Consider the following 12,635-nt stretch of genomic DNA (forward strand, 5'->3'; position numbering starts at 1 on the left):
GCGTTCAATCTGAGCCATGATCAAACTCTTCAATTAAAAGTGTTTGATGCTCAAAGAATCGTTACTGTTAGTTCGTAATGAATTAACTGTTTCAGTCACTCTTCAAGACTTTAATCTTTTTTGCCTTTCGGCATGTCGATAGTGTCTTGCGAGTGCCCACACAGATTGTCTGATTAAGTTGTTAAAGAGCAATGGCAACCGAACCTTTCGTTCCGGGTTGCGAGGCTGCGTATCTTACGCTTTTTGCCTCCGGAGTCAAGCGTTTATTTTCGCTTTCCTTCCGCTGTCCTGCGCGGCGTGTTGCAGCTCAGCGTCGGTCAGTGGTGGCGCATTATAGGGAGTTTTTCGGCCCTGACAATAGTTTTTTTGAAAAAAATTATCGTTTGCTGCATTACACAGCAAAACGCCACTTTATACCAAGTTAAACACAGAGTTATCAACAGACCGATATTTTACTAAAAATTCTCGAGCATCACGCAAACGTTTGCGTTACAATCTCAGTGGAAAAAATCGCCATGTGCTTTTTTCGATTTGTTTTGAAATGTTATTGTGGAAAGCCATTTTTTATTCGAATGGCGTTTTTCTGACCTAAAAGGTAACTATTTTTCTCAATAACACATTCTTGTTTGATGAAATCCAAGGGATCACACCAATGCAACAGCTTCGTCCAATCCGTCGTGCCCTGCTGAGTGTTTCTGACAAAGCGGGTATTGTTGAATTTGCTAAGGCCTTATCTAATCGCGGTGTTGAACTGCTTTCAACGGGAGGAACCGCCCGCCTGTTGGCTGAGGCAGGCCTGAATGTCACTGAAGTTTCCGACCATACTGGTTTTCCTGAAATGATGGATGGCCGGGTGAAAACACTTCATCCCAAAGTACATGGTGGCATTCTTGGCAGACGCGGGCAGGATGACGCCGTAATGGCGCAACATCAGATTGCACCTATTGATATGGTAGTCGTTAATCTTTATCCCTTTGCCCAGACCGTCGCGAAACCGGATTGCTCTCTGGAAGATGCTGTAGAGAATATCGATATTGGTGGCCCGACAATGGTTCGCTCTGCGGCCAAAAACCATAAAGATGTTGCGATTGTTGTCAACGCACAGGATTACAATAAGATTATTGAGGAAATGGACAACCATCAGAACTCCCTCACTCAACCGACCCGTTTCGATTTAGCTATCAAAGCGTTTGAGCATACCGCTGCTTATGACAGTATGATTGCCAACTATTTTGGCAAACTGGTTCCGGCTTATCATGGCGATAACGATCAACCATCTGGAAAATTCCCACGCACACTCAATCTCAACTTTATTAAAAAGCAGGATATGCGCTACGGCGAGAACAGCCATCAGGATGCTGCTTTCTATATAGAAGAGAAAATCACAGAAGCCTCTGTCGCTACAGCAACGCAATTACAGGGCAAAGCACTTTCCTATAATAATATCGCAGACACTGATGCCGCTCTGGAATGTGTAAAAACTTTCGCCGAACCCGCCTGTGTTATTGTCAAACATGCTAATCCTTGTGGCGTAGCGATTGGAGCGGATATTCGTACCGCTTATGATCGGGCATTCAAAACTGACCCAACATCCGCATTTGGCGGGATTATCGCGTTTAACCGTGAGCTGGATGCTGACACGGCTAAAATCATTATTGAGCGCCAGTTTGTCGAAGTTATTATTGCTCCTTCTATTAATAAAGAAGCACTGCCTATTCTGGCAACTAAACAAAATGTCCGCGTTCTGTCATGCGGCGAATGGAATTCAGCAGTTGCCGGTCTGGATTTCAAACGCGTTAATGGTGGTTTATTAGTACAGGATCGCGATTTAGGCATGGTAACAGAAGCAGAATTGCAGGTTGTTTCCAAACGTCAGCCCACAGAACAGGAAATGCAGGCTGCCTTATTTTGCTGGAAAGTGGCTAAATTCGTTAAATCCAATGCTATCGTTTATGCCAAAGATAATATGACTATTGGCATTGGCGCAGGCCAGATGAGCCGGGTTTATTCAGCTAAAATTGCAGGAATTAAGGCCGGGGATGAAGGTCTGGAAGTTCAGGGATGTGCAATGGCTTCTGATGCCTTCTTCCCATTCCGCGATGGCATTGATGCCGCTGCTTCTGTCGGCGTGACTTGTGTGATCCAGCCGGGAGGCTCTATTCGTGATGATGAGGTCATTTCCGCTGCTGATGAACATGGTATTGCCATGATTTTCACCGGAATGCGTCATTTCCGCCACTAACACTATAACGAGAGATAATAATGAATATACTAATCATCGGTAGTGGTGGACGGGAACACGCACTTGCATGGAAAGCGGCACAATCTCCGCTGGCAGAGCGGGTTTACGTCGCTCCGGGTAATGCAGGCACAGCTCTGGAACCGAACTTGAAAAATGTGGATATTGCCGCAACAGATATTGAAGGATTACTGGCATTTGCTCAAAGCCACCATATTGATCTCACGATTGTAGGACCTGAAACACCGCTGGTTATTGGCGTAGTTGATGCTTTCCAGCAGGCTGGGCTGACAATTTTTGGCCCGACTAAAGCCGCCGCGCAATTGGAAGGGTCTAAAGCCTTCACTAAAGATTTCCTTGCTCGCCATCATATTCCAACGGCGGCTTACCGGAATTTCACCGAAATAGACCCCGCGCTCACTTATCTGGAAAAAACAGGTGCTCCGGTTGTCATTAAGGCCGATGGGCTAGCGGCAGGTAAAGGTGTCGTTGTTGCCATGACAATAGAAGAAGCGCAGAACGCAGTTAAAGATATGCTGGCAGGTAATGCATTTGGCGATGCCGGGCACCGGATTGTTATTGAAGAGTTTCTGGATGGAGAGGAAGCCAGTTTTATTGTCATGGTGGATGGTAAAAATGTGGTTCCTATGGCAACCAGTCAGGATCATAAGCGAGTAGGTGATGGTGATACCGGGCCAAATACCGGTGGAATGGGGGCGTATTCCCCTGCTCCTGTAGTCACGGATGAGGTTCACCAGCGGGTCATGGAAAAAGTCATTTATCCGACCATTAAAGGCATGGCTGCTGAAGGAAACACTTATGTCGGTTTTCTGTATGCCGGTTTGATGATTGATAAACAGGGTGAACCGAAAGTCATCGAATTTAACTGCCGCTTTGGTGATCCTGAAACACAGCCTATTATGATGCGCCTGCGTTCCGACTTAGTGGAGCTATGTCTTGCCGGAGCAAAAGGCCAGTTAGATGGCAAAACCTCTGAGTGGGATAACCGTTCTGCACTGGGTATCGTGTTAGCTGCAAACGGTTATCCGGCTGATTACTCTAAAGGCGATATCATTAGTGGCCTGAATCAAGAACCGCAAGCGGATGAAAAAGTTTTCCATGCCGGAACAGCTTTGAAAGATAAAGACGTAGTCACCGCCGGTGGCCGTGTTTTGTGTGTTACGGCACTGGGAGACAATATCGCTGAAGCTCAGACAAAAGCCTACCTGAGAGCAGAAAAGATTAACTGGAAAGGCTGTTTTTATCGGAAAGACATTGGCTACCGTGCTATTGCTCGTCTGAAATAACGATATTCAGAAAAAAGCCAGAAATAAAAAGTCGGCGAAAGTAACTGGTTTACAGCTTATCTTTCGTCGGCTCCCAAAGACAAAAATCGTCATTGGCAACTAACAATAACTGTTTACCTTCTGGTGACTCCAGCCATGCAATGGTGAGTATGCCATAACTGTTTTTACTTCTTTCTTCGAGCCATGCCTGTGACTGAGGGTCAAACTCAATCGATATTTTATCCCCTGAACAGGTAATCACTTCACCGTTCTGCCAGTGCCCCTGCATCAGCTTTACCTTCCCGGCAATGAGAACATCGCTGGTTTCTTTTATTCGACTGGCCTCAAACAATGACCTGATGATGTCATCGTTGGAAAGTTGCTCGCGATGCCCATCAAACTCGCGTTGCATAAAAACAACGTTGTCGTTTTTATCTAACCGCAGGATTTCCTCTGTCGGATTATCATTAAATACATTGCGGCGCATCTGCCATAAATGACCCTGACGGTATTCGTAGAAAGTAACAGTGGTGTTTTTGTGTTGGTAAGGGCTGTAAACGCTCATGATAACCTGAGGTTTACTGTTTTGATCATTCAGACGCCATAAGCGGATAACGCCGCCATCGGTAATGAAGCCACTGGCACTGAAAGTGGGTTCTTTCGGTTTGACTGAGCAGGCGCTGAGCAATGAGATTAACCCCAATGCTAACAGCCCCTGTATCATCAACAAAAGGGGCGTTGACTTCCCCTCTTTTTTCTTTTTTCGCAATACGATTACTTGACTGCGTCTTTCAGAGCTTTACCAGCAGAGAAAGCAGGTACGTTTGCAGCTGCAATTTTGATTTCTTTACCAGTCTGTGGGTTACGACCAGTACGCTCTGCACGATGATTAACTTTGAAAGTACCAAAGCCAACCAGTTGTACTGCATCACCGCTTTTCAGAGATTCGGTGATTGCAGCCAAAGTTGATTCCAGGGCAGCTTTAGCCTGAGTTTTGGTCAGATCAGCACCTGCTGCGATTGCATCAACTAATTCAGTCTTATTCATAGATTATCCTTACAGTGTGTTTATCGTTTGCAAAGCATCGAGTGCGACGGATATGCCGATTTGACAGCACCCCTGCATACACGCACCGATAGCCACTTCTTTTCGCCCTCAATTTAGAACAGAGTGAGGGCAAATGTGAAGTCTTTAAATCCGGCAAATCAAGCACTAAGTCACGTTTTATAACTTATTGCTCTAAATTTATGCCGATATTGCTGACTCCGCACTCACGGAGGTCAGCCTTTAATCCTTTAATTAATTCTATGTCCCGTTCTTCGCAGTTCGCCAATAAACGGTAAATCTCCCATTGAATATCCCATTCCTCTTCAATGGCAGGCAATGCCTTTAATTCATCCTCTGTCATTTCCTGACCAGCCTGCGTCATTTCCAGCATGGCGACAGTACGGATGGATATTTCACTGACGGCTATTGCATGCTCTAACGTTGAACCACTCAAACGCGAATGAATGACTTCACCTAATGCAATACACGCATCAATTGCTGGATACACACCATAAATATCATAGCTATCTGCTGATGGGATAATGGCTTCCAATTTTTCCAGCTGGTTATCAAAATTTACTTTTGCATCTTTGACAACTAATGTCTCCCACACCAGATCAAGAATTCGGCGATATTGTGCAGGATCAGCAAACTCAGTCTGATGGCAAAACGTGTGATAATTCGGATACATCCGCTCACATAGACTAGCCATAAAAGTCAGATGTTGCCAACTTTCAAGCTTCTCCAACCTCAGGTGAATCGGGTTTCTTAACATTAGTCGTTACTCATGATGCCTAATTTGCGCCGAAGTTTACCTGAAAATCAAGAATATCCACATATTTCCGCCTCAATTAAAGACTTTTCTGCATTGTTTGCCTAAAAAACGCTCTATTTGAGGCTATTCCATCAGCCCAACGGGTCGGTTCAGGTAACCTATATCCTTTCATACAGTGTTCAACCCAACCAATGGCGCTGTCAATACTGACCTTATGACCAATGGAAATATAGAGTGGATTACACCTTTTTTTGCTCCGCCAGACCAAACCTATCTGCTCACCATGATCGATCAGTGGCTGACGGCTTCCCACTACTTCTCCGACAGGAGCATGTTCACCACACAGGCGACTTTTAGCTACCCCGATTGTCGGAACATCCACCAGCAAACCAAAATGGCTGGCAATACCGAAACGCCTTGGGTGAGCTATCCCCTGACCATCAACCATCACCAAATCAGGACGTAAGTTTAACTTACCCCATGCTGCGATCAATGCCGGATATTCACGAAATGAGAGTAAACCGGGAATATAGGGAAGTACAGTCGCCATTCTCGCTATTTGGTATTCGGCCAGCTTAAGAGTGGGATAATGTAAAACAGCGATGGCGGCACGGGTTATCGTGCCGTTTTCTTCAAACCCAACGTCAGCGCCTGCAATGAATTCCGGGATAAAAGAAGCTGGAAGCATATCATGGCGAATCACCTGCTGTGCTTTTTCTATCTGTTCTTGACGTAGTGCTTTAGTGTTGTACATAGATTTTATTGATGGTATTTCGCTGATAACCGGTGCACTGCTTCGACAAAAGCCCCTGCATGCTCTGGCGGAACGTCCTGATGAATACCATGCCCCAGATTGAAAACATGCCCATTACCTGTACCAAAGTCTTGCAGGATGGTCGAGACTTCCTGTTCAATCCGTGCTGGCTGAGCATACAGCATAGATGGGTCCATATTCCCCTGTAGGGCGACTTTATCTCCGACACGACGACGAGCATCAGCAATATTCGTTGTCCAATCCAGCCCAAGCGCATCACAGCCAGTTGCAGCCATCGCCTCAAGCCATTGCCCTCCCCCTTTTGTAAATAGGGTGACAGGTACTCGGCGGCATTCATGCTCGCGGATCAGCCCATCGACAATCTTATGCATATATCGCAGGGAAAACTCCTGATAATCGCGCTGGGACAAAACACCGCCCCACGTATCGAAAATCATGACAGATTGTGCGCCTGCTTTAATCTGAGCATTCAGATATAGAATAACGCTATCAGCCAATTTATCCAGCAACAGATGAAGTGTCGTCGGCTCAGCATACATCATGGCTTTAATCTTAGTAAACGCCTTACTGCTTCCGCCTTCGACCATATAGGTTGCCAGTGTCCACGGGCTGCCGGAAAAACCAATCAGAGGAACCTGCCCTGCCAGTGCCTTGCGTATTGCACGGACAGCATCCATGACATAACCCAGCTCCATCTCCGGATCAGGAACAGGTAACTTTGCTACATCGGCATGGTTAAGGATTGGCGACTGAAAACGCGGGCCTTCACCGGCTTCAAAATACAGCCCTAATCCCATTGCATCAGGAATGGTCAGAATATCGGAAAACAGAATGGCCGCATCCAGAGGAAAACGTCGCAAAGGCTGAAGAGTCACTTCACAGGCCAGTTCAGTATTTTTGCACAACGAGATGAAATCCCCCGCCTCCTGCCGTGTTGCTTTATATTCAGGTAAATATCGTCCTGCCTGCCGCATCATCCATACCGGAGTGATATCAACTGGCTGACGTAATAAGGCACGCAGATAACGGTCGTTTTTCAACTCATTCATGACAGGCTCCCTTGATTATCGACAAAAAGCGCCCGCATGATAACACGTCAAAAGCCTAACTTCCGTTGTGACTGCCAATAAATAAACGTTCGGTCATCAATCAACAACCTAAGATGAAAAAAATTTATGTATGGGCTCACAAAACCAGGAACAAGAGCTAGGCACTCCGGTCTATTGCTCTCATTATGTTAACCTTGTGTTACAGGTATGTAGCGCGCAGGCAATCTGGTATCTCACATTGCCATAATCCTTCACCGTTCGCGCTTTTCAGTTAATCGTTGGATGAATTGGTTTACGTTAGTTAATTGACGGTCGTTCATGGGCTTTCGTTAAGCGGCCATAGTCAATCGACTGTCTCAAAGCTCTTATAAAGTCATTTTTATTGATAAATAACCTATAAAGTTTACATGGAGGAGTTTCGACTGATGCGTTTATCCATTTTAGTACTGGCTATTGGCTTAGCATTAAGCACTCAGGCACAAGCCGAAGAAAATAAACGGGGCTCTGACCACACTAGCGTATCAGGTGGCCAGATAAAGGAGGTAAGTGTGACCGATAAAGTTGACCAACAACAAGATAAGAATAATCCTTTCTTCTATACCAGCGCACTCCCCTTCCAGGCTCCTCCGTTTGATAAAATAAAAGAAACAGATTACTCACCTGCAATCACGGCCGGTATTAAACAGAAGCTGGAAGAAGTGGAGAAGATCGCCAATAATCCCGCACCGCCTGACTTTGAAAATACCTTTATCGCACTGGAGAAAACCGGCACGACGCTGGATCGGGTAACAAACGTATTTTGGGCGATGACCTCAGCCAATACGACTGACGGGCTGCAAAAACTCAGTGAAGAAATGTCACCAAAACTGGCGGCAATGAATGATGAGATTATGCTGAACAGTAAACTGTTCAACCGCATCAAAACCATTTACCAGCAGCGTGAAACACTGAATCTGGACTCAGAATCGCTCCGTCTGGTAGAAGTCATTTATAAGCAATTCGAATTAGCGGGTGCCAATCTATCTGATGCCGACAAAATAAAAATGAAAGCATTAAATCAGGAAGCGGCAACCCTGCGTACTCAATTTACCAACAAATTGTTAGCAGCAACCAAAGATGGCGCTCTGACGATTAAGGATAAAACCCTGCTGGCCGGGCTATCCGATGGCGAAATGGCTGCGGCTGCACAGGCTGCCAGTGAGCGTAAGCTGGATAATCAATGGCTGTTCGTATTACAGAACACGACCCAGCAACCGGTTCTGCAAGATCTGAAAGATCGCGATACACGTAAGGCGTTATTCGAAGCATCGTGGAACCGGGCTGAAAAAGGGGATGATAACGACACCCGCCAAACGCTGTCCCGATTAGCGAAAATCCGTGCTGAGCAGGCTAAGCTGCTGGGTTTCAAAGATTACGCATCATGGAAACTGCAAAGCCAGATGGCAAAAACACCGGAAGTCGCATTGAAGTTTTTACGTGATATTGTCCCTGCTGCAACTGCACGCGCTGAACGTGAAGCAAAAGATATTCAGGCCGTGATTGACCAGCAAAAAGGCGGCTTCAAAGTGGAAGCATGGGATTGGCCGTTCTATGCCGAACAGGTACGCAAGGCAAGGTATGATTTGGACGAGTCCCAGATTAAGCCCTATTTCGAACTGAATAACGTCCTGAATAACGGCGTGTTCTACGCCGCCAACCTGCTATATGGCATTACCTTTAAAGAGCGCAAAGACATTCCGGTTTATCATCCCGATGTCCACGTGTATGAAGTTTTCGATAAGGACGGGCAACAACTGGCGTTGTTCTATTCCGATTACTTTAAGCGTGACAATAAAGCCGGTGGCGCCTGGATGAGTAATTTTGTCGATCAGTCCAGACTCTTCGGAACCAAACCGGTAATTTACAACGTTGCCAACTTTACCAAACCGGCTCCGGGCCAGCCGGCACTGTTATCGTATGATGATGTGATCACAATATTCCATGAATTTGGACATGCGTTACACGGCATGTTTGCCGATCAGGAATACCCGACGCTGTCAGGAACCAGTACTGCCCGTGACTTTGTGGAGTTCCCGTCACAAATTAATGAATACTGGGCCCGTGATCCCAAGGTATTTGCGAATTACGCCAGACATTACCAAACCGGTGAAGTCATGCCGCAGGCACTGATGGATAAAATCAATCAGGCGGATAAGTTTAACAAAGGTTATCAAATGACCGAGTTACTGTCAGCCGCACTACTGGATATGCACTGGCATATGCTGGCCGCAGATCAGCCACAGCAGGACGTGAATAAATTTGAAGCCGCATCTTTGCAAGAAGATAAGATCCATCTCAACTACGTGCCGCCACGCTACCGTTCCAGTTACTTCAAACACATTTGGGGCGGTGGTTATGCTGCCGGTTATTATGCCTATCTGTGGACAGAAATGCTGGCGGACGATGCGTTTGCATGGTTTACCGAGCATGGCGGTCTGACAAGAGAAAATGGTCAGATTTTCCGCGATAAGATACTATCGCGCGGTAATAGTACCGATCTGGAAAAACTGTATATCGACTGGCGAGGTAAGCCACCAAGTACTGAATCTATGCTGAAAAACCGGGGTCTTACGGAACAAAAATAACCAAGTATAGTTAAAGACTGAGAGTTACCCGATATAAAACACCGGGTAACTCTCATGAGTTGTAAATATTCGCTATCAGTACTGACGACATAGTGCGACCGTTTCCTCAATCAGACGACGGGCAATCGTATCAGGTCCGGGGATCAGGGGAAGATCATCATATCGATACCAATCCGCACTGATTAGCTCAACGGGATCGTGCTCAATATCTCCACTCTCATAATCAGCCAGAAACCCCATCATCAGTGAATGCGGAAAAGGCCACGGCTGAGAAGTCACATACCGCAGGTTACGGATTTTTATCCCACTCTCTTCCATCACCTCGCGGTGTACCGTCTCTTCCAGTGTTTCACCCACTTCCACAAACCCAGCCAGCACCGTATGAATACCATTGCGATGGCGCTGATGTTGTGCCAGTAGAATGTGATCTTCACGGCGGATACCGACAATAATGCAGGGAGCGATTTGCGGATAATAGCGTTCATCGCAATGGTGACACAGGCAGGCCCACTCGTGCTCAGTCTGCTGCATTTCATGACCGCAATACCCACAGTAACGATGCGAGCGGTAAAACTCAGCCAACTGGACTCCGCGCCCTACCAGCTGAAATAATTGAGGATCCTGTTCTGCAATCCGGCGGGGAGAATACATATCTGATGCCATCTTATGACGGACAAGCCACACTACTTCTCCCAACCACTCGCCGATAGCGTAGGCTACAAGGCCCTGCAATGACCAGCTCTCGGCAGTTCCCAGTGGTAAGTCTCCCTGCGGAAGCCAGACTCTGTTTTCAAGACTGACAATCCACCAGCCTCGTTCTATACCTGTCAGTTTTTTTTGCATTATTGGCTCCATCATAAGCTGTGCTCATTAAGAATATATTAACCAAGTCAGTGTTAATTAAATGTTAACCATCATTCATATACAAGATCTATATGAATGCATCCAATATTTTTTTGCACGACTTTCTTTGTTGTGTTTTGAACGCATTCTGACATATGCCTCGTCCTGATATGCGTTGACATTTATTAATTATTAATGCCTGACGATGTACTTCATCAGAGGCCAATATTTCTTATATATTTCATAAGCTCACATTGGTAGGTGACATTTTACAAATAACTATCCCTGACACATTGCATTCACTAATAGGAGTGATTTTAGTTTAATAAAGACACCTGAGTTAACCTCGGATTTTGTGATTGCAGATAAGGATTACGATAGCAAATACTTCAGGGAAATAGTCAAACAAAAAAGAGCAACACTGGTCATTCCTACCGGAAAAACAAGCGAAAATCGGATAAGAAGATTGATAACGGTTTATACCATCACCGTCATTAAGTGGAAAATACGTTTGCCAGAATTAAACATTTTCGTGTAACAGCAAAAAAATACGATTAATCAGTACAAAATTACGCCAGCATACTGGCACTGGCGTTTATCATTGTCTGGCGCCCCATGTGAACGGAAATACAAAACGACATTGTAATAGCCATTGGCTAACAAGAGACTGGCTGTAAATGATGAGCACAATCACTCCCTGTTGTGCCACAATCTAGGATCAGTATTTTCATATCAATTAACCTTACACAGCCAAACGTAGCTATTATCAACCTCCAGTACTATTTCATCTATTACATGTAGGCAACTCCTTTCGAAAATTGCCATATAATCTGCACGAGTCCGTGGTACAAGCCCCTGTAGCCGATGAATATAATCAAACCCTCTAGCGAAAATATTATTGATGCTATTTCCTTTCTCATTAGTAACAGTATCAAATAAAATAATAAACTTCAGGTTAGGGAATAAATTCCGATAATCATTAAGTAGTTTTTCTAATCTTTCATTTGGCTCAATATGATGTGTAAAGAAAGTAAATAATATAGCTTCAACGGATGGGTTAATCTCATTAATTATAGTAACATCCTGTTGTTTAAATTTTATCTCACTCGATCCAGAATATGTTTCTCTCAGATTTTTATTTGCTAGCTCAATGGCATTAGCATTAATATCCATACCAATACCATTAAAACCAAATTGGCGACAAATATTAATCAACCTCAAACCTGCGCCACATCCCATATCACACAAGGTGCCACTAATATCAAGTTGACTGAAAATATTTTCCATATGTTTATCAATAAAATACCCACCTATCTCGGCTGAGTATCTGGCTACACTAGCACCATCATAAGGAAGAACATTGTAATTCCCATCAAATATTTCTTCTTGATTAGATAATAAATCTCTATATGCATATAACCATAATTTGAAAATAGGTAATTTCTTTTTTATCTCCTCAACACTTATTTGCAATTGGCACATACCATCGACAACAGTCAATATACCACCGTCTTTTAAAGACGTAATTACAGCATCAACATAAGAAGACTTTTTCTTATAATGATCTCTAAGTTCAGATTCAACTATTCGGCCATTTTTATCAAAGTGGTCAAATAAATTCATATGTTCTGCTAACATAACTGCTTTACTTATTATATTACCAGAAAATGCGACATCTAGATTATCCTGTTTATTCATTTTCAATTACTTCCAAATAATTTAACATGATCAATCTCTTGCTCAAACAAGATGATAATTGCAATGTTTGTTTGAACTGGTATAAGATATTCTTGTGAACAGCATTCCGGATCACCTATTATGCAATAGTGATTATTGTGTAATTCAGAAATTATTTCTTGGTTACCTTTGAAATATCGGATATAAAAATACCATATTTCAAACTTCCCAATAAGTAAGCATATCCATCAGTAAATTTGAATTTACAATTAAAATCTTCCGCTTCAGTTATTATATTTTTCCGTTAACATTTTTATTAC

The 12,635-nt window shown here is 44.3% G+C and carries 10 protein-coding genes and 1 pseudogene; 4 read left to right on the top strand and 7 right to left on the bottom strand.

The window, feature by feature from the left end:
• Nucleotides 1-652: 652 nt before the first annotated feature.
• Nucleotides 653-2,242, top strand: a complete 1,590-nt coding sequence (gene purH, locus AACX68_RS01965; protein WP_228860431.1) for a bifunctional phosphoribosylaminoimidazolecarboxamide formyltransferase/IMP cyclohydrolase — start codon at nt 653-655, stop codon at nt 2,240-2,242.
• Nucleotides 2,243-2,262: 20 nt separating this feature from the next.
• Nucleotides 2,263-3,546, top strand: a complete 1,284-nt coding sequence (gene purD / locus AACX68_RS01970; protein ID WP_228860432.1) for a phosphoribosylamine--glycine ligase — start codon at nt 2,263-2,265, stop codon at nt 3,544-3,546.
• 49 nt (nt 3,547-3,595) lie between these two features.
• Here the strand turns inward: purD and AACX68_RS01975 are convergent, their stop codons facing one another.
• The 5 genes from AACX68_RS01975 to hemE form a co-directional block, all read right to left on the bottom strand.
• The gene (locus tag AACX68_RS01975; RefSeq protein ID WP_228860439.1) at nt 3,596-4,249 is read right to left on the bottom strand and encodes a DUF1481 domain-containing protein; all 654 of its coding nucleotides are present in this window, start codon (nt 4,247-4,249) and stop codon (nt 3,596-3,598) included.
• 50 nt (nt 4,250-4,299) lie between these two features.
• On the bottom strand, nt 4,300-4,572 hold the full coding sequence (gene hupA / locus AACX68_RS01980) for a nucleoid-associated protein HU-alpha (protein WP_099109277.1): 273 nt from the start codon (nt 4,570-4,572) through the stop codon (nt 4,300-4,302).
• A gap of 184 nt (nt 4,573-4,756) precedes the next feature.
• Nucleotides 4,757-5,347 (bottom strand): YjaG family protein, encoded by a 591-nt coding sequence (locus AACX68_RS01985; RefSeq protein WP_228860433.1) that lies wholly within the window; start codon nt 5,345-5,347, stop codon nt 4,757-4,759.
• A 76-nt stretch (nt 5,348-5,423) separates the two neighbouring features.
• Nucleotides 5,424-6,101 carry a deoxyribonuclease V gene (gene nfi, locus AACX68_RS01990; RefSeq protein WP_228860434.1) on the bottom strand — a complete coding sequence of 226 codons (678 nt, stop codon included), beginning with the start codon at nt 6,099-6,101 and terminating at the stop codon, nt 5,424-5,426.
• 5 nt (nt 6,102-6,106) lie between these two features.
• Nucleotides 6,107-7,171 (bottom strand): uroporphyrinogen decarboxylase, encoded by a 1,065-nt coding sequence (gene hemE / locus AACX68_RS01995; RefSeq protein ID WP_228860435.1) that lies wholly within the window; start codon nt 7,169-7,171, stop codon nt 6,107-6,109.
• 425 nt (nt 7,172-7,596) lie between these two features.
• On the opposite strand from hemE, the gene dcp reads away from it, so the two are divergent.
• Nucleotides 7,597-9,795 carry a peptidyl-dipeptidase Dcp gene (dcp, locus tag AACX68_RS02000; RefSeq protein WP_228860436.1) on the top strand — a complete coding sequence of 733 codons (2,199 nt, stop codon included), beginning with the start codon at nt 7,597-7,599 and terminating at the stop codon, nt 9,793-9,795.
• Nucleotides 9,796-9,870: 75 nt separating this feature from the next.
• Here dcp and nudC read toward each other — a convergent pair whose 3' ends face one another.
• Entirely contained in the window at nt 9,871-10,638 is a 768-nt protein-coding gene (gene nudC, locus AACX68_RS02005; RefSeq protein WP_228860437.1) for an NAD(+) diphosphatase, read from the bottom strand.
• 346 nt (nt 10,639-10,984) lie between these two features.
• Between nudC and AACX68_RS02010 the strand changes: the two are divergent.
• Nucleotides 10,985-11,259, top strand: a pseudogene (locus AACX68_RS02010) (transposase); the annotation flags it as partial.
• A 111-nt stretch (nt 11,260-11,370) separates the two neighbouring features.
• Here the strand turns inward: AACX68_RS02010 and AACX68_RS02015 are convergent.
• Nucleotides 11,371-12,336, bottom strand: coding sequence for a class I SAM-dependent methyltransferase (locus tag AACX68_RS02015; protein ID WP_228860438.1), 966 nt, complete (start codon nt 12,334-12,336; stop codon nt 11,371-11,373).
• Nucleotides 12,337-12,635: the final 299 nt, after the last annotated feature.

This window comes from Xenorhabdus sp. PB61.4, from assembly GCF_963894935.1.
Taxonomy (GTDB): domain Bacteria; phylum Pseudomonadota; class Gammaproteobacteria; order Enterobacterales; family Enterobacteriaceae; genus Xenorhabdus; species Xenorhabdus stockiae.